The following is an 18,142-nucleotide window of genomic DNA, read 5'->3' as shown; positions in this document are numbered from 1 at the left end:
TACAAAAAAATCAGGCCTTAATGGCTTTCAATACATTGATCATTTCAAGCGCGGTCAGTGCAGCTTCTGCACCTTTGTTACCGGCTTTGGTGCCAGCACGTTCGATGGCTTGTTCAATACTTTCGGTGGTCAATACGCCGAACGCGACAGGAATTTCAGCATCCTGCGCAACGTGCGCCAGACCGTTGCTTGCACCGCCCGCAACGTATTCGAAGTGCGCAGTGCCGCCACGAATAACGGTACCCAGCGCAATCACCGCGTCGTATTTACCGGTTTTCGCCAGCGCGCCTGCTGCCAGTGGCAGTTCATAAGCACCTGGTACCCAAACGACGGTAATATTGTCATCTTTAACCTGGCCGATACGTTTCAGGGCGTCAACCGCACCTTCCAGCAGGCTATCGTTGATGAAGTTGTTGAAACGCGCAATGGTGATGGCGACGCGAGCGTCCGGGGTAGCTACAGCAGCTTCAATAATGTTCATACTCTTCCTTTACGGGTTCATTTGGCCCCGCAGGGGGGCGGATTTTATCATAATACTTTGCGCACTGCTTCCCTATTTCGGGAGCAATTACGCTGTCGTTAAATGGAGGCAGACATCCGGACCCACCGGACGAATCTCGCTGAATGAAAGTTGCGGCGCATCGGCCAGTTTTTCAAGGCCGGGCAGCACAAACAGGCCGCGGGCGTCGTTACCTAACAGTTTAGGCGCAACGTAGACGAGAAGCTCATCCACCAGCCCCGCCTGGAGCAGCGCGCCGGCGAGCGTCGGCCCGGCTTCGACCCAGATGCTGTTGAACTGCTGTTTGCCGAGCAACATCATCAGCACCACGAGATCCAGATGGCCGTTATGCTCCGGCACCATAATGCTGCGCACGCCTTCCGGCCACTCGCGCGTATCTTCCTTCGTGCGCGCAATCCAGGTTTCACCCGGCTGCTGCACGATGCGGTGCTCCGGCGTCACGCGGTTCTGGCTATCAATAATAATGCGCAGCGGCTGGCGCAGGTTCTCCTGCGGGTAGAGCGCCTGGGTATCCGCATTCAGCTCATCCCAGCGCACGGTCATCGCCGGATCGTCAGCCAGCACCGTTTCACTGCTGGTGAGAATAGCATGGCTTTGCGCGCGCAGACGTTGCACATCGCGCCTTGCCTGTGGGGACGTGATCCACTGGCTCTCGCCGTTGGCCATCGCCGTGCGGCCATCCAGTGAGGCACCCAGCTTAAGCTGAATAAACGGGAAGCCGGTGCGCATGCGCTTCAGGAAGCCTTTGTTGATGGCTTCCGCATCCTGCATCATCAGGCCGTGGCTGACGTCGATCCCTTCCTGTTGCAGACGATAAAGGCCGCGGCCCGCCACCTGCGGGTTAGGATCCTGCATAGCGGCGACCACGCGCGAAACCCCTGCCGCAATCAGCGCTTCACAGCACGGCGGCGTGCGCCCGTGGTGGCTGCATGGCTCCAGCGTCACGTAGGCCGTCGCGCCTCGCGCTTTCTCCCCCGCCATACGCAGGGCATGCACTTCAGCATGTGGCTCGCCTGCGCGGTAGTGAAAACCTTCCCCCACAATCTCGCCATCTTTAACAATGACGCACCCGACGTTGGGGTTAGGGTGAGTGGTAAACCGACCGCGCTGCGCCAGCTTCATGGCTCGCGCCATGTACATCTCGTCGTGCATGGGCTTAATCCTGTAAGCGGGCGATCTCTTCGCCAAACTCTTTGATGTCTTCAAAGCTGCGGTAAACGGAGGCGAAGCGAATGTAGGCGACTTTATCGAGCTTTTTCAGCTGTTCCATCACCAGATTACCAATCATTTTGCTCGGCACTTCGCGCTCGCCTAACCCGCGCAGATAAGATTTAATGTGGTTTAACGCCATTTCGACGTCATCGGAGCTGACGGGCCGTTTTTCCAGCGCCTTGAGCATCCCGCTGCGCAGTTTTTCTTCATTGAACGGTTCGCGCACATCGTTACTTTTTACCACGCGCGGCATAACCAGCTCTGCCACCTCGAAGGTGGTAAAACGCTCGTTGCACACCAGACACTGCCGGCGACGGCGCACGGAAGACCCTTCGCCTACAAGACGTGAGTCGATGACTTTGGTATCCACGGCGGAGCAAAATGGGCAATGCATACGATGTCCCTGTTATCTGGTTAACTGATTTCTATTTTACCCTGAACTGGCCCGACAACAAAGGAAGAGCTTTTTGAGACAAAGGATCTATGCCTGGCGGCACTATCCTGTCTACCATTGCAGCACTCTGTGATTTCAAGGAATTAAACGCAATGACAAGACGTTACCTGAAAATCGTGCTGGTGGGGAGTCTGTTCACGCTCAGCGCCTGCGCACAGCAAAGTGAAGTCCGCGAGATGAAACAAAGCGTGAATACGCTCAACGTGGCGATGAACAAACTTAACCAGGAAACCGTAAAAATCACCCAGCAGAACGCGCTGAATGCCAAATCCAGCAATGGCGTTTATCTGTTGCCAGGGGCTAATACGCCTGCCCGACTCAACAGCCAGATTGGCATGCTAAAAATGTCTCTGGTGAATGTTGCAGCCAATGCGGATGGTACGCGCGCAACATTGCGTATCCAGGGTGAGTCCAACGATCCGCTTCCGGCCTTTACCGGCACCGTGGAGTGGGGACAGATCCAGGGCACTACCGAGAATTATCAGGAAGTGAACGTGAAGAACCAGCTTTTCACCGCCCCCGCCAGCACGCTGGCACCAAGCGACGTGGACATCCCGGTTCAGCTGAGCGGCCTGACGCCGGAACAGTTAGGCTTTATCCGCATTCACGACATTCAACCCGCCGCGCAATAACCTCCCCTTCTAGCGGAGTGAAATGTCACTCCGCTAACATTTACATTTCGTATGGATTGGCAACATAAATGATTGCCGCTACAATCCCGCCCGTCTAAAGTACGCAAACGTGAACGCAATCGATTACGTATGTGAGAGATATGTGAAACACCACATATTTTTGTGAGCAAGGATTCCTATAATAGGCTCCGCAGAAACACGAAATATTTAGAAACGCAATTCGCGCATTTTTCACTCCCGGAAGGGAATTTCAATCAGTGGCATGATTATGAAAAAAACATTACTCGCAGCCGGTGCAGTTCTGGCACTCTCCTCCTCTTTCACGGCTAACGCTGCGGAGAATAACAAGCCAGAATATGTTTCTGACTGGTGGCATCAGAGCGTTAACGTTGTGGGCAGTTACCACACCCGTTTCGGACCGCAGATCCGTAACGATACCTACCTTGAGTACGAAGCGTTCGCTAAAAAAGACTGGTTTGATTTCTACGGCTACATGGATGCCCCGGTCTTCTTCGGTGGTAACACCGACGCGAAAGGTATCTGGAACCATGGTTCCCCTCTGTTCATGGAGATCGAGCCGCGCTTCTCCATCGACAAGCTGACCGGCACCAGCCTGGCGTTTGGTCCGTTCAAAGAGTGGTATTTCGCAAACAACTACATCTACGACATGGGCCGCAACAAGTCCGGTCGTCAGAGCACCTGGTATATGGGTCTGGGCACCGACATTGAGACTGGCCTGCCAATGAGCCTGTCCATGAATGTGTACGCAAAATACCAGTGGCAGAACTACGGTGCCGCGAACGAAAACGAATGGGACGGCTACCGTTTCAAAGTGAAATACTTTGTGCCAATCACCCAGCTGTGGGGCGGTAACCTGAGCTACATCGGCTTCACCAACTTTGACTGGGGTTCCGACCTGGGCGACAACGACTTCCGCGATCTGAACGGCAAGAAGGCGCGCACCAATGACTCCATCGCCTCCAGTCACATCCTGGCGCTGAACTACGATCACTGGCACTACTCTGTTGTTGCGCGTTACTGGCACAACGGCGGTCAGTGGAACGACGACGCCAGCCTGAACTTCGGCAACGGCGACTTCAGCGTGCGTTCTACCGGTTGGGGTGGTTACCTGGTGGTGGGTTACAACTTCTAATCAGTGCGGATTCCGCCCGGTGGCGCTACGCTTACCGGGCCTACGATCCGAATGTAGGCCGGGTAAGGCGTAGCCGCCACCCGGCTTTTTACTGCCTCACCTTGCGTAAAAAATCTGCCAATGACCTGTCCGCATTTTCGCTAAACCGCCTCTCCGTCTGCACAATATTGAGGCATCGGTCGAGCCGGAAACAGCGATAGTCAGCGCGCCGTTCACACCACGCCGCCAGCAGCCAGCGCTCTCCCCAGAAGAACAAGCCCAGCGGCTGAACCTCGCGCTTTGAGAGCTGCCCAGCCTCATCACGATAATGCAGTGCCAGCATGCGCTGTGCGGAAATCGCCTGATGGATCACGTCGAAACCACTACGGGAATGTGGCTGAAGGGCAATATCCGGCGCGTAAATCCGCGTCTGCTCAGCTTTGCGGCGGCTCTCTTCTGACAGGATCGCCAGCACTTTTTCCTGGGCCGACTCCAGCTCGCGCGACAGCGATTCCCCGCCCCAGGTTTTGAGCAGGCGAATCGCCACCATCAGCGCCTCGGACTCTTTGTTGGTCAGCATCAGCGGGGGTAAATCAAAACCCGACATCAGCCGATATCCGCTTCCCGCCTCGCCTTCCACCGGCACGCCGGAAAGCGACAGGTCGCGGATATCGCGGTACACCGTGCGCTCGGACACGCCAAGCCTTTCCGCCAGATGCGCTGCCGTTGTCAGACGCCTGCCCCGAAGGATCTGCACAATCTGGAACAAACGGTCAGCGCGTCGGGTCATCGGTTTACTCTCATACCGGTTGATGGAGGCCGACGCGATTACCTTCGCTGTCGGTAAACAGGGCTATAGTGCCAATGCCTTGCGGCAGTTCCAGCGGGCCAAACACGCACTCACCGCCCGCAGAAGCAATACGATCGAGCGTGGCCGCCAGATTAGCAGTATGCAGGTAAATAATAGCGCCCTGCGAAGACGGTGTAACGCCGTCAAATTTCGCCAGCGCGCCGCCCGTGGCCGGATCCTCGTGCGGGAAAATCGCCAGATCAGCCACGTCCATCTTCTCGCGCCGCAGCGCGACCTGCATCACCGACTCATAAAATTTGATGGCGCGATCCATATTGGCGACCGGAATTTCAAACCAGTTAATAACACTTTTCATACGTCCTCCTGCCTGTTGTTAGGGTTGAGAAGGAGTCTACGACAGGGCTCCTGACAGCATACTGTCAGGAGTGTTTGTGAGATGCAGACAAAAAAAATCCCGGCCAACAGGCCGGGATTTCGATGCCGCGTAAGACGTTCGCTTACGGCAGAATAGACGGCTGATCCGCCCCTTCTTTCTCGACTTTCTGCTGGATCAGATGCTCGCGCTTCATGCCCAGCTTCAGCGCCAGCGCGGACGCCACGTAGATAGACGAGGCCGTACCGATAGACACACCGATCAGCATGGTCAGCGAGAAGCCTTCCAGCACCGGGCCACCGAACAGGAACAGCATCAGGATCACCATCAGGGTGGTACCGGAGGTGATCAACGTACGGTGCAGCGTCTGGGTCAACGACACGTTAAAGATTTCGTACGGCGTACCGCGACGGATCTTACGGAAGTTTTCACGAATACGGTCAGATACCACGATACTGTCGTTCAGTGAGTAACCGATAACGGACATCAGGGATGCCACAATTGTCAGGTCAATCTCAATGTGGAACAGAGACAGTATGCCCATGGTGATCACCACGTCGTGCGCCAGGGCGATAACCACGCCTGCCGCCAGTCGCCACTCAAAGCGGAAACCGACGTAAATCAGGATCGAGATCAGCGCCACCAGCAGCGCCATCGCACCGGTCTGCGCCAGGTCTGCACCGACGCTCGGGCCGACGAACTCAATACGCTTAACCGTCGCGTCCTGGCTGGTCGTTTCGTTAATAACCTGAACGACCTTGCTGCCCAGCTCCTGGCTGCCGTTGGCATCGTGTACCGGAGGCATACGCACCATGATGTCGCGGCTGCTGCCAAAGTTCTGGAGCAGCGGCTCTTCAAAGCCCGCCTTTTGCAGAGACTCACGCATCTGGTCCATATCGACCGGTTTTTCCAGGGTAATTTCGATCACCGTACCACCGGTGAAGTCCAGTCCCCAGTTAAAGCCTTTCACGCCCATAATGACGATGGACAAAATCAGCAGAAAACCTGAAATGCCGAAGGCCCAGTAGTCCCAGCGCATAAAGTCCCAGACTTTACGGCCGTGGTTCAATTGTTCAACAGTATATTCCTGTGCCACAACGCACTCCTCAGATAGACAGCTTTTTGACGCGCTTGCCGCCGTACAGCAGGTTCACGATGGCACGGGTGCCGACAATAGCGGTAAACATCGACGTTGCGACACCGATACCGGTAGTAATCGCAAAGCCTTTGATCGCGCCAGTACCCACTGCATACAGGATAAGAACCTTAATCAGTGTTGTTACGTTCGCATCGAAGATGGAGCTGAACGCCCCTTTGTAGCCTTCTTCAATCGCCTGCTGTACAGAACGACCGTTGCTCAGCTCTTCTTTGATACGTTCGTTTATCAGTACGTTGGCGTCGACCGCCACCGCAAGGGTCAGGACGATACCCGCGATACCCGGCATGGTTAGCGTCGCCCCCGGCAGCAGGGACATGATGCCGATGATCAGCACCAGGTTGGCAATCAGCGCAGACGTCGCAATCAGGCCGAACTTCTTGTAGAAGAAGATCATGAAGATGATGGACACCGCCAGGCCAGCCAGACACGCTTCCAGACCCTGTTTGATGTTCTGCATACCCAGGGTTGGACCGATGGTACGTTCTTCAACAATCTGAATTGGCGCAATCAGCGCACCGGCACGCAGCAGCAGAGAGAGCTGACGCGCTTCGTTCGGGTTGCTGATACCGGTGATACGGAAGCTGTTACCCAGACGAGACTGGATGTTGGCGATGTTGATCACCTCTTCCTCTTTCACCAGCACCGCACGGCCGTTGGCGTCTTTCTTACCGCTGTCTTTGTACTCCACGAACAGGGTCGCCATCGGCTTGCCGATGTTGTCCTTAGTGAAGTTAGACATGATGTTGCCACCAGCGCTATCAAGCGAGATATTCACCTGCGGCTGGTTGTACTCATCCTGGCTTGAAGTGGAGTCGGTGATATGGTCACCGGTCAGGATCACGCGTTTGTACAGCACAACCGGCTGGCCTTCGCGGGTCTGTTTCACTTCGGAATCGCCCGGGACACGGCCTGAGGCCGCAGCAGCCTGGTCGACGTTGGAATTCACCAGACGGAACTCAAGGGTTGCTGTCGCACCCAGAATCTCTTTCGCACGCGCGGTATCCTGGATACCCGGCAGCTCAACCACGATACGGTCAGCACCCTGACGCTGTACCAGTGGCTCAGCCACGCCCAGCTGGTTTACACGGTTACGCAGAATGTTGATGTTCTGCTGAACGGCGTATTCACGCGCTTCACTCAGACGCGCGTCGGTCATGACCGCACGCAGCTGGTTGCTGCCCTGAGAGGTGATCACCAGATCGCGGTGACGCTGAGACAGATAAGTCACAGCCTGATCGCGTGCCGCGCTGTCGCGGAACGTGATGCTCATACCGTAGTTATCTTCTTTGCGTACGGTGGTGTACGGAATGCCCTTATCGCGCAGATCGCTGCGCAGGCTGTCGATATTCTGTTCCTGTAGCTTGCCGAGCGCGGTATCCATATCCACTTCCATCAGGAAGTGAACACCACCACGCAGGTCAAGACCCAGTTTCATTGGCTCTGCGTTCAGCGCAGCCAGCCAGCGCGGGGTTGCAGGAGCAAGGTTAAGCGCCACGACGTATTTATCACCCAGCACGCCCATCAGCGCTTCACGTGCGCGGAGCTGCGTGTCGGTGGTGTCGAAGCGAGCAAGAATTGCGCCCTCTTCCAGTGCCACAGACTTAGCGGTAATTTTTTCTTCTTGTAACGTTTTCTGGACCTGGATCAGCGTTTGCTCACTGGCGGCGACACCGCGCGCGCCAGTGATTTGAACGGCCGGATCCTCACCATACAGGTTGGGAAGCGCGTACAGCAGGCCGACGATAATCACGACGACCAGCATGATGTACTTCCACAAAGGATAACGGTTTAACACGGCAGTTCCCTTTGGGAAAAGTTGGGATTACAGCGCCTTCATGGTGCCTTTCGGCAGAACGGCAGCTACGAAGTCACGTTTGATAACCACTTCAGTGGTGTCGTTGAGGGCGATAGCAATGTAGCCGTTTTCCGCTACTTTGGTAACGCGACCTACCAGGCCACCATTGGTCAGGACTTCATCGCCTTTCGCGATGGAGTTCATCAGGTTTTTGTGCTCTTTAGTACGCTTCTGCTGTGGACGCAGGATCATGAAGTAGAAGATCAGACCGAACACAACCAGCATCAGAATCAGAGACATCGGGCTGCCCTGCGCTGGTGCGCCCGTTGCTGCTACCGCATCAGAAATAAAAAAGCTCATTCAAATTCCCTCATTATTAAAATTAATCAACGTTCAACGGTGGAACATCCCGCCCCTGACGTTGGTAGAAATCGGTCACGAAGCTCTCTAATTTACCCTCTTCGATAGCCTTACGTAAACCAGCCATTAAGCGCTGATAATAACGAAGATTATGAATGGTATTGAGACGCGCGCCCAAAATCTCGTTGCAACGATCGAGATGATGCAGATACGCGCGAGAATAATTGCGACAGGTATAGCAATCGCACTCGGAATCGAGCGGGCTGGTGTCACTCTTATGCTTCGCGTTACGGATTTTCACCACGCCATCGGTAACGAACAGATGACCGTTACGTGCGTTTCGGGTAGGCATCACGCAGTCGAACATATCAATGCCGCGACGTACGCCTTCCACCAGATCTTCTGGCTTACCCACCCCCATCAGGTATCGTGGTTTATCCGCCGGGATTTGCGGGCAGACATGCTCCAGAATGCGGTGCATATCTTCCTTCGGCTCACCCACAGCCAAACCGCCGACAGCGTAGCCATCAAAGCCTATCTCTACCAGACCTTTAACGGAGATATCGCGTAAATCTTCGTAAACGCTGCCCTGAATAATGCCGAACAGCGCATTTTTGTTTTGCAGGGAATCAAAACGGTCACGGCTACGCTTCGCCCAGCGCAGGGACATCTCCATGGAGCGTTTCGCATAGTCCCAGTCCGCCGGGTATGGCGTACATTCGTCGAAGATCATCACGATATCGGAGCCGAGATCGTACTGAATCTCCATCGATTTTTCCGGATCGAGGAAGATCGGATCGCCGTTGATCGGGTTACGGAAATGTACGCCCTGCTCTGTGATCTTGCGGATATCGCCCAGGCTGAAGACCTGGAAACCGCCGGAGTCGGTCAGGATCGGGCCTTTCCACTGCATGAAATCGTGCAGATCGCCGTGGAGCTTCATGATCTCCTGGCCCGGACGCAGCCACAGGTGGAAGGTGTTGCCGAGGATAATCTGTGCGCCCGTGGCCTCAACTTCTTCCGGCGTCATCCCTTTTACGGTGCCGTAGGTGCCCACAGGCATAAACGCGGGGGTTTCAACCACGCCGCGATCAAACACCAGGCGACCGCGACGCGCGCGACCGTCGGTGGTATCGAGTTCAAATTTCATTTTTTCTCCGACGTCAGAAAAACAGTCCAACGTTGTCATACGGTGCCGCGGACTTATTCCCCGACACGCTCATTCAAAGCCTGCGGATTGTACGTGATAAACATCGCGTCACCGTAGCTAAAAAAGCGATATTTTTGTTCTACCGCAGACTTGTAGGCATTCATCGTATGCTGATACCCCGCAAACGCGGACACCAGCATAATCAATGTAGATTCAGGCAGATGGAAGTTGGTCACCAGCGCATCAATGACGTTGTACTGATAGCCCGGGTAGATAAAGATCTGCGTATCGCCAAAGAACGGCTCAATCAACTCGCTTTTCGCAGCCTGCGCGGCGCTCTCAAGGGAACGCACGGATGTCGTACCGACAGCCACGACGCGGCTGCCGCGCGCTTTCGCCGCCAGCACCGCATCCACAACCTCCTGCGGCACTTCGGCGTACTCCGAGTGCATGATGTGGTCTTCAATGCTGTCCACGCGCACCGGCTGGAACGTACCCGCGCCGACGTGCAGCGTCACGAAGGCCATCTCAATGCCTTTGGCGCGCAGCTTTTCCAGCAGCGGTTCATCAAAGTGCAGGCCCGCGGTCGGGGCCGCCACCGCGCCAGGCTTCTGGCTGTAGACGGTCTGATACAGCTCGCGGTCGGCCTCTTCGTCCGGGCGCTCAATGTACGGCGGCAGCGGCATGTGGCCGATGCTGTTGAGGATATCAAGCACCGTGCGCTCGTCGTCGAACGCCACCTCGAACAGCGCGTCGTGGCGCGCGGTCATGGTCGCTTTGATACTCTCGTCATCGCCCAGCAGCAGCTCAGCACCCGGCTTCGGCGCCTTGGAGGCGCGAATATGTGCCAGAATACGTTTATCATCGAGCATACGTTCGACCAGCACTTCAATCTTGCCGCCGCTGGCCTTACGGCCAAACAGGCGCGCCGGGATCACGCGGGTATTGTTAAAGACCAGCAGATCGCCAGGGTTGAGCTTGTCGAGCAGATCGGTGAAAGTACCGTGCGTCAGCGCGCCCGTTGGCCCGTCCAGTGACAGCAAGCGACAGCTGCTACGCTCAGGCATGGGGTAGTGAGCAATCAGGGATTCAGGTAGTTCAAAGGAGAAATCGGCGACGCGCATGACGTATACTCGTGACTTAAAAACAGGCGGCATAGTCTAGTGCTCGCGCCCTTTTGCTGCAACAACTAGCCGCCACCGGACAAATAAAACGCATGAATTTTCTCGCTCACCTGCATCTGGCTCACCTCGCGGACAGCTCCCTCTCCGGCAATTTGCTGGCCGATTTCGTGCGCGGCAACCCCGCGGAAGACTATTCCCCCGAGGTTGTCGACGGGATTTTTATGCACCGCCGCATCGACGTGCTGACCGATAACCTGCCGGAAGTAACGGAAGCCAAAGCCTGGTTCCGCCCCGAAACGCGACGCGTGGCGCCAATCACGCTCGACGTAATGTGGGATCATTTCCTGTCGCGCCACTGGTCACAGCTGTCGACTGACATGACGCTGCCAGAGTTTGTGCGCTACGCCCACGCACAGGTCTCGATCATTTTGCCGGACTCCCCGCCGCGCTTTGTGAATCTGAATAACTATCTGTGGTCTGAACGCTGGCTGGAGCGATACCGCGAGATGGATTTTATTCAGAACGTCCTGAACGGCATGGCGAGCCGCCGCCCGCGTCTGGACGCGCTGCGCGACTCATGGCATGACCTGGATGAACATTACGATGCGCTGGAAACCCGCTTCTGGCAGTTCTACCCGCGTATGATGATGCAGGCAAAAAATAAAGAACTGTGATGCCGGTTTGATTGATAGGTAAAAACTGGTGGAACGATTGTTACCACCTCTTTGTCTTATTCCCGCGCAGTCTCTATACTGGCCCGCGTTGCGTTCCAAATAACCTTAGTATCTACAGGAGAATCATATGGTTCTGGTAACTCGTCCGGCCCCGGATTTTACAGCTGCCGCAGTTCTGGGTAACGGTGAAATCGTTGAAAACTTCAACTTCAAACAGCACACCAACGGTAAAGCAACCGTTCTGTTCTTCTGGCCAATGGACTTCACTTTCGTTTGCCCGTCTGAGCTGATCGCGTTCGACAAACGTTACGAAGAATTCCAGAAGCGTGGCGTGGAAGTGGTTGGCGTCTCCTTCGACTCTGAATTTGTACACAACGCATGGCGTAACACCCCTGTCGAAAACGGCGGCATCGGTGCGGTGAAATACGCGATGGTTGCGGACATCAAACGCGAAATCCAGCAGGCTTACGGTATCGAACATCCGGACGCTGGCGTTGCACTGCGTGGTTCTTTCCTGATCGACGCAAACGGCATCGTTCGTCATCAGGTTGTGAACGATCTGCCGCTGGGTCGTAACATCGACGAAATGCTGCGCATGGTTGACGCGCTCCAGTTCCACGAAGAGCACGGTGAAGTGTGCCCGGCTCAGTGGGAAAAAGGTAAAGAAGGTATGGCTGCTTCCCCAGACGGCGTAGCTAAATATCTGTCTGAGAACGTATCCAGCCTGTAATCGGCACGGTTTTCGAAAAACCCGCGAATACGCGGGTTTTTTTATGCCTTATGCGGCGCCGTCTTTTTTTACCTCGCGCCAGACTCGCCATGCCATCCCCGCAAGCAGCAATACCCCGGCGATCAGTACGCCCCAGACAATCAGCGTTTTCATCCGGCTTTCCTGCTCTGCCGCAGACGTCGCGGTTAAACGCGCCTCGCCACCCAGCGGGACAGCCTCCAGCGTATCGGCCATCGGCAGGGCTGCCAGATCGTAGGTCTTACGCAGCCCGGACGGGATCAGCATATCTATGTCCACGCTTGCCGGTTTAGCGGCCCCGTTCCCCCACGCGAGCAGGTACGGCCCTCTTCCCTGCGCGTTGAACACCAGATCGTAGCGCACGCGTTGCCCGGTCACGACCGGCAGGTTCTCCGGCAGGCGCGCGTTCAGGGCGTTAATTTTCACCGCCTCGACCAGCCCGCCCGGAAGCGAAACGGGTTCAGACGTTTTACCGCCAAGCTGGTAGATCACCTCTTTTTTCAGCGTATGCCACCGATCTTTGTCCGAACTCCGCCAGGCTATTTCTACCGGGAGAACGCCGTCGCCATTCAGCATGAAGCCAATCGCACTGAGGGGTTGCGGATGCGTCCAGCGCCACACGGCTTCGCTTTCGGATACACGCTCTCCCTCTCCCGCCAGGCTAATGTGTTCAGATTCCGCCTGTGCAGGGGCGTTAATGGCGTTGACGCCGGTTAGCGTCAGGGCAGAATGCCCCGTGTTCAGCACCAGAAGCAGATAACGATTCGCCTCAGGGGATAACACCAGATCGGTATCGATGCGGTCGAGCTTAAGGCGATCCTGCCCGCTCATCACGTCCAGCAGCGGCATCTCTTCGCGCAGGGTTGACCAGTTTTTCAGATCCTCACCGTAATAGACCGATGCGGTCCCCTGCCACGAGCCCTGCGGCGCATCCCAAATCAGCTGGAGCTGAGAGAGCGGAACCTCAGCCGCGTTTTCCGGCAGAGTCAGCAGATAGTGTTGTCCAGCCACCGCTGCTGTCTGCCCTTCCAGCACAATTTCCACGCCGTTTCTGGCACGCAGCATAATTTTCTCGCCGTTGTTTTCTTCCCCGCCCGGCGAGGCGTTAAGCGCAAAAAGGCGCAGAGGCGTTGTGGTCGGTGCCGGCTGCGGACGCGTTGTGGTAACCAGGCTGAACGGAACCGCCTCACCCGCCTGATTAAACACGCGAACGTCGCGCAGATCGGGCGATGTGCTCTGCTGGTAAACGGACAACGGCAGCGTGACCCGATACCACGGCGACGCTGTTGAGGTATCAAGGGACAGGCCGAAGGCATAATCCCGGGGGGATTCCGCCGGTGCGCTCTCGCTTATCGCCGGACCGGACTGGGCCAGCAGTGCCGCATAAACAACCGCTTTCATCCATTTCATTTTTCTTCTCCTGCTTTAGGCGGTAGCGGCGAGAAATAGCCCACAATCAGGACCAGGATCGCCACGCCAATAAACGCGATGGCGCGCGCCAGGCCGCCTCCGCCCGCGCTGTCCACCAGCATCAGCTTGAGCATGACCACGCCCAGCAGCGTCGCACCGCCAAGCCACTGCTGGCGGGAGGCCCGACGGGTGGCGCGGATCATCACCACCAGCGCGCAGAACATCCAGAACAGGGCAAAGGTGGTCTGAATAAGCCGCGAATGCCACAATGATTCCATGTTCCAGGCCACCTCGCCGTACCACGCCAGCGCGCGCAGCAGCGCGCCGTTAAGCCACCAGAAGCCAAGCGCCATCAGCGCAACGGCGGGCCACGGTCGGGACTGCGCAAGCGATGCCGGATAGTAGCGATCCACGGCCCGATAGAAGACCACCAGCCCCAGCAGGGCAAACGCCGCCCCTTCCTCAAGCGGGTTCACCAGCGGCAGCCAGGTCTGACGATAGACCACGCCGTCCTGGAAATTGGTGATCACCAGCAATACCAGGAGCACCACAACCACCGGTATCATGCTAAGACAGGCATAGAGTGCAGGCCAGACCCGGAACGGCCACGCGCGATGCTGAACGGCCGCGGAGAGCATCATAATCACCCCACCGCCAACAGCCATGGCGATGCCGCTTCCCCAGGCCGCCATCCCCCACGGCAGGGAGCGGGCAAACCAGTAAAGCTCAGCGCCCAGCGTCAGCAAAATCATCCACAACAGCGACAGGTGCAGCCCCATCGACAGGCGTGGAAGACGTTTTTCTTCGTCGCGCCGCAGCAGCATCAGGGCGGCAGGAAACGCAATACACCAGGCCAGATTTGCCCAGCCGGCCGCCAGGATCTGCTGGTGCGAGACCTGATACAGCACCATCAGCAGCATCATCGGCCACAGCAGCCATTTACTGGCATCCAGCTCCCGCCATGCCAGACGCGCGGCAATTTGCCGCCAGCCCCAGGCCGACACCGCCGTCAGCGCCAGCACGCCCGCCAGAACCGCTAACTCCGGCTTGAGGATCAGCTGCGACGCGCCCACCAGCGCCACCAGCCAGAACAGCAGCCCGCCGGCCAGCAGCGTCCAGCTGCCCGGCAGCGTCCAGCTGCCCGGCAGCGCGATTTTCCGCCACAGCCAGGCCGCAGCCAGCCAGCAGAGGCTGAGCACCGCGAAGATCAGCAGCAGGCTCAGCGATGTGACGCCGTTCATCTGCGCCCACATGGCGCTGCCGAGCGCCAGGACCAGCAGCGCCGTCCCGCTATAACTCATGCGCCGCTGCTGCTGTTGTACGCCCAGCCACAGGATGCCCAGCCCTTCCAGCGCCCAGGCCATTGCCGTCCAGCGTGCCGACAGCGCCAGCGGGATGGCAAGCGTGGCAAACCCGCCGCCAATCGCCAGCGCCGCCATAACCAGCGGTCGTCCGATGGAGGGGTAACGCCGCAGCGCGAGAAACGCCAGCGAGAGGTAAAACGCACCGTAGCCCAGCGCGCTGAGCGCCGGGCCGTACGTCCAGTGCGAGGTCATGCCGTACTGCATCCCAAACCCCACCAGCGGCGGGGCAAACAGCAGTACGCCGTCAATAATCTGCTTGCCCTTTTCCTGCGCCCGCAGCGACAGCGCCACGCTAAACACGCCGAAAATCAGCGTATTGGCGATCAGAAACAGTTGGCAGATGACGTAGTCTTCAGGCTGGTAGTCGCTCAGCCCCCACAAGCCGCCAACGCCGAACGTAAAGAGCAGCCCGAGCAGATTGAGCTCGCGCCAGTGCTGCCAGATGCTGATGACGAGAATGCCGATGGACAGCAGAAGATAGAAGGAGAACAGCGCCACAAAGCTTCCCCCGCCCGTCGACAGAAGCAGCGGGGCGAGATATCCGCCGAGGCTCGCCAGCATGGCAAGGCTCAGGGCCCTTTGCAGAACGGCCAGCCCAACGCTCGCCGCGCAAATCACCACCAGCAGCGCAAACGCCAGGGTCATCGGCAGCATCTGCCACAGCCGGAATGCGCCAAAGACGGTCAGGTAGAGTACGCCGGTCGCCCCGCCCTGGAGAATAAGGGCATAGATACGCTGCCTGTGCCGCAGCCGCCAGCCAATGACCAGCAGAACCATGGCAAACAGCGCCGTGGCGGCAAGGCGCAGCTCAAGCGGGAACAGTGAATGTTCAACGGTATAGCGCAGCAGGAAAGAGAGCCCCAGGAAGAGCAGCACAATCCCCAGCTTCGCCAGCGGATTGCCCTGCATGAACCAGCGCGTCAGCGAGGAGAGAATGCCGCCAAAGGCAGAAGGCCGTTTCGTCGCCCGTACAGGTGCAGGTTTTGCTTCGGTGACGGGCGGTTCGGGACGCCAGGGATCGACAGGTGCGGTAACGGCCTCTGCCGCTGGTTCCTCCACCGGCGTGACGGCCTGCACCGGCTCCGGCACTTTTTCAGCCACACCACGCTGCTCAAGCGCCTCAATGCGCTGGCGAAGCCGGGCGATCTCCTGCTTCGCCGCCGTGCTTCGGTTAAAGCCGATAACCGCCAGCACGGGTGCCACTACCAGCGCAAAAACCAGGAACAAACAGCCAAGGATGTAAAGCTCGTCCATGTTTCCACCTTCACCGTAAACGATCCGTTAAGATTGACACAAATAGTTGCATTTGCGCCATCTTAAAAGGTGAAAACCCTTCTGCCTGCGGTTAACCGCCGAACCAGACCGCCGCAGAGATAGCGGGAAGCGTGAGCACGCTCTCCTGGAACGTCGCTTTGCCCTCTTTACTCTTCCACGTTTTACCGGCCAGCAGCGGGGAATTGTCCAGCACGACTTCGCACGCCTCGCCCCGGTTGATTGCGACCAGCACGCGCTGCTGGTTATAGACGCGGACAAACACCACCACGTTATCGTGGGCGTACATCACCTGACAGCCCCCGTAGCGCAGGGCCTGGCTCTGCTTGCGCAGCGTCGCCATGCGCTGGTACAGGCTGAACAGCTCCTGATCCTGCTTTTCAGGCTCCCACGGGAAGGTTTTACGGCAGAACGGATCGTTGTTGCCGTCCAGCCCGACTTCATCGCCATAGTAGATGCAGGGTACGCCCGGCCAGGTGAAGAGCCAGGTCACCGCCAGCGGCAGGCGCGCCACATCTTTACCCAGCAGCGACTTAAAGCGCGCGGTATCGTGGCTGTCGAGCTGGTTGAACATCCGCAGCTGCTGCTGATGCGAAAGGCTGGCGCGATAGTTCTCCATCCACGCCATGCAGGTTTCGGCGTCAATATGCTGCGGATCGTAAGAGATATCGGTGTTTGCGAGGAACCCCCACAGCGGGAAGGTGAAGCCGCGATAGTTCATCGCCGCGTCTTCCGCATCTGCCTGCAACCACTGGCGCGCGTCGCCAAAGTGCTCCCCGAAAACGAATGCCTCCGGGCGGGCCATTTTTGCCGAGCGGGTAATGGCGGCGACATGCTGTAGATTATTTCGCGCCCCACCCGCTTCCCCCAGCATATGCACCACGTCCAGCCGCCAGCCGTCCATATTCCACGGCGCCTTGAGCCAGTGGCGCACGATGCTGTCTTCCCCGCCGTAGATCTCATTCACCAGCGAGGGCGACTGGAAATCAAGCTTCGGCAGGCTCGGGTAGCCCAGCCAGTCCAGAGCGCGACCCTCCTCGTCAAAACTGTACCAGTCACGCTGCGGTGAGTCAGGATTATGGCAAGCGCCCCCCATCGACTGATTGTGACGATCAAACCAGCCGTGAGAATCCCCGCTGTGGTTGAACACACCATCGAGGATCAGACGCATACCTTCTTTTTGCGTGTTGTGACGCAGCCGCAGCAGCGCCTCGTCACCGCCAAACTGCTCGTCAACGTGGCGATAATCCTGAGTATCGTATTTGTGTACGCTTGGCGCTTTAAACACCGGGTTCAGGTAGAGCGCCGTCACGCCGAGCGTTTTCAGGTACGGCAGTTTTTCGCTGATACCGTCGAGATCGCCGCCGTAAAAGGTCGATCCCCCCGCCTGGGCGGTCAGCGGCTCATCCCATTTTTTCAGGATGATGTCGTGACCGACCGCATGATGGTAGTAGATCTTGTCCTGCTCGGCGGTGCGCTTTTCAGAACGCGCAAAGCGGTCCGGGAAAATCTGGTAAAAGACCTGATCGTTAACCCACTGCGGGCCGCTATCGGGGCAGTCCACAGCAAACTGCTCCAGGCGCGCGGGCGGAAAACGGCTAAATCCCTGCGGGGTAAACCACAGCTGACGGTTATTCCACAGCAGCTTAAAGCCGTAACGGCGTCGCGGCTGCCCGCTGCGCAAATCGATATTTGCCCGCCACGCCGTGATGCCCGGCTGCGGCTGGCTGCGCACTTTGTGCATTTTCAGCGACGTTTCTTCATTATCCACTTCGGCGCGCAGCGTCACGCGTTCAGGCTGATTTTCCCCCGCCAGCCAGAGCGTAATCACAAGGTTGTCTTTGTTTTGCTTAACAAATGGGGCAACCGGAAGGTGCCAGGCGTTTAACATCACGAATCCCCTTTGATGAAATTGACGTCACCTTGCCACAGGGTTGTTAAGGTTAGCTCAC

At 57.4% G+C, this 18,142-nt stretch carries 17 protein-coding genes; 4 read left to right on the top strand and 13 right to left on the bottom strand.

All coding sequences use genetic code 11. The annotated features are described in order from the left end of the window. Positions 1-10 precede the first annotated feature (10 nt). The 3 genes from ribH to nrdR all read right to left on the bottom strand — a co-directional run bounded on the left by ribH (position 11) and on the right by nrdR (position 2,126). Positions 11-481 (bottom strand): 6,7-dimethyl-8-ribityllumazine synthase, encoded by a 471-nt coding sequence (ribH, locus tag E0L16_RS00490; RefSeq protein ID WP_003859098.1) that lies wholly within the window; start codon positions 479-481, stop codon positions 11-13. An 87-nt stretch (positions 482-568) separates the two neighbouring features. Then, the gene (ribD, locus tag E0L16_RS00485) at positions 569-1,672 is read right to left on the bottom strand and encodes a bifunctional diaminohydroxyphosphoribosylaminopyrimidine deaminase/5-amino-6-(5-phosphoribosylamino)uracil reductase RibD (RefSeq protein ID WP_131636071.1); all 1,104 of its coding nucleotides are present in this window, start codon (positions 1,670-1,672) and stop codon (positions 569-571) included. A 4-nt stretch (positions 1,673-1,676) separates the two neighbouring features. Further along, positions 1,677-2,126 (bottom strand): transcriptional regulator NrdR, encoded by a 450-nt coding sequence (gene nrdR / locus E0L16_RS00480; protein WP_003859099.1) that lies wholly within the window; start codon positions 2,124-2,126, stop codon positions 1,677-1,679. Positions 2,127-2,278: 152 nt separating this feature from the next. Between nrdR and E0L16_RS00475 the strand changes: the two genes are divergently transcribed. Continuing rightward, positions 2,279-2,818 (top strand): SadB/YajI family lipoprotein, encoded by a 540-nt coding sequence (locus E0L16_RS00475; RefSeq protein WP_077221137.1) that lies wholly within the window; start codon positions 2,279-2,281, stop codon positions 2,816-2,818. Between the two features lie 268 nt (positions 2,819-3,086). Continuing rightward, entirely contained in the window at positions 3,087-3,971 is an 885-nt protein-coding gene (locus E0L16_RS00470; protein ID WP_131636070.1) for a nucleoside-specific channel-forming protein Tsx, read from the top strand. An 88-nt stretch (positions 3,972-4,059) separates the two neighbouring features. On the opposite strand, the gene E0L16_RS00465 is transcribed toward E0L16_RS00470, so the two are convergent. From E0L16_RS00465 to queA, 7 genes are all read right to left on the bottom strand, one after another. Next, positions 4,060-4,740, bottom strand: coding sequence for a helix-turn-helix transcriptional regulator (locus E0L16_RS00465; protein ID WP_131636069.1), 681 nt, complete (start codon positions 4,738-4,740; stop codon positions 4,060-4,062). Between the two features lie 10 nt (positions 4,741-4,750). After that, on the bottom strand, positions 4,751-5,116 hold the full coding sequence (locus tag E0L16_RS00460) for a VOC family protein (protein WP_112791893.1): 366 nt from the start codon (positions 5,114-5,116) through the stop codon (positions 4,751-4,753). Positions 5,117-5,258: 142 nt separating this feature from the next. Continuing rightward, the gene (secF, locus tag E0L16_RS00455; RefSeq protein ID WP_003859105.1) at positions 5,259-6,230 is read right to left on the bottom strand and encodes a protein translocase subunit SecF; all 972 of its coding nucleotides are present in this window, start codon (positions 6,228-6,230) and stop codon (positions 5,259-5,261) included. A gap of 10 nt (positions 6,231-6,240) precedes the next feature. After that, positions 6,241-8,088: a protein translocase subunit SecD gene (secD, locus tag E0L16_RS00450; protein ID WP_003859106.1), complete on the bottom strand. Its 1,848-nt coding sequence runs from the start codon at positions 8,086-8,088 to the stop codon at positions 6,241-6,243. A gap of 27 nt (positions 8,089-8,115) precedes the next feature. Then, entirely contained in the window at positions 8,116-8,448 is a 333-nt protein-coding gene (gene yajC, locus E0L16_RS00445; RefSeq protein WP_003859109.1) for a preprotein translocase subunit YajC, read from the bottom strand. A 22-nt stretch (positions 8,449-8,470) separates the two neighbouring features. Beyond that, on the bottom strand, positions 8,471-9,598 hold the full coding sequence (gene tgt / locus E0L16_RS00440) for a tRNA guanosine(34) transglycosylase Tgt (protein WP_003859110.1): 1,128 nt from the start codon (positions 9,596-9,598) through the stop codon (positions 8,471-8,473). Between the two features lie 53 nt (positions 9,599-9,651). Beyond that, positions 9,652-10,722 carry a tRNA preQ1(34) S-adenosylmethionine ribosyltransferase-isomerase QueA gene (gene queA / locus E0L16_RS00435; protein ID WP_131636068.1) on the bottom strand — a complete coding sequence of 357 codons (1,071 nt, stop codon included), beginning with the start codon at positions 10,720-10,722 and terminating at the stop codon, positions 9,652-9,654. A gap of 92 nt (positions 10,723-10,814) precedes the next feature. Between queA and acpH the strand changes: the two genes are divergently transcribed. Then, entirely contained in the window at positions 10,815-11,396 is a 582-nt protein-coding gene (acpH, locus tag E0L16_RS00430) for an ACP phosphodiesterase (protein WP_063869087.1), read from the top strand. A 127-nt stretch (positions 11,397-11,523) separates the two neighbouring features. Next, positions 11,524-12,126, top strand: coding sequence for a peroxiredoxin C (locus tag E0L16_RS00425; RefSeq protein ID WP_003859113.1), 603 nt, complete (start codon positions 11,524-11,526; stop codon positions 12,124-12,126). A 48-nt stretch (positions 12,127-12,174) separates the two neighbouring features. Here E0L16_RS00425 and E0L16_RS00420 read toward each other — a convergent pair whose 3' ends face one another. From E0L16_RS00420 to malZ, 3 genes are all read right to left on the bottom strand, one after another. Further along, positions 12,175-13,554 (bottom strand): DUF3999 domain-containing protein, encoded by a 1,380-nt coding sequence (locus tag E0L16_RS00420; RefSeq protein WP_131636067.1) that lies wholly within the window; start codon positions 13,552-13,554, stop codon positions 12,175-12,177. After that, positions 13,551-16,172, bottom strand: coding sequence for a DUF2339 domain-containing protein (locus E0L16_RS00415; RefSeq protein ID WP_131636066.1), 2,622 nt, complete (start codon positions 16,170-16,172; stop codon positions 13,551-13,553). The genes E0L16_RS00420 and E0L16_RS00415 overlap by 4 nt, the downstream gene beginning before the upstream one ends. 91 nt (positions 16,173-16,263) lie before the next feature. Further along, complete coding sequence (gene malZ / locus E0L16_RS00410) at positions 16,264-18,081, bottom strand: maltodextrin glucosidase (protein ID WP_131636065.1); 1,818 nt, start codon at positions 18,079-18,081, stop codon at positions 16,264-16,266. Between the last annotated feature and the right edge of the window lie 61 nt (positions 18,082-18,142).

Source organism: Enterobacter quasihormaechei, assembly GCF_004331385.1.
Classification (GTDB): domain Bacteria; phylum Pseudomonadota; class Gammaproteobacteria; order Enterobacterales; family Enterobacteriaceae; genus Enterobacter; species Enterobacter quasihormaechei.
Note: the sequence above shows the minus strand (reverse complement) of the source record. Positions and strands in the feature narration are given on the sequence as shown.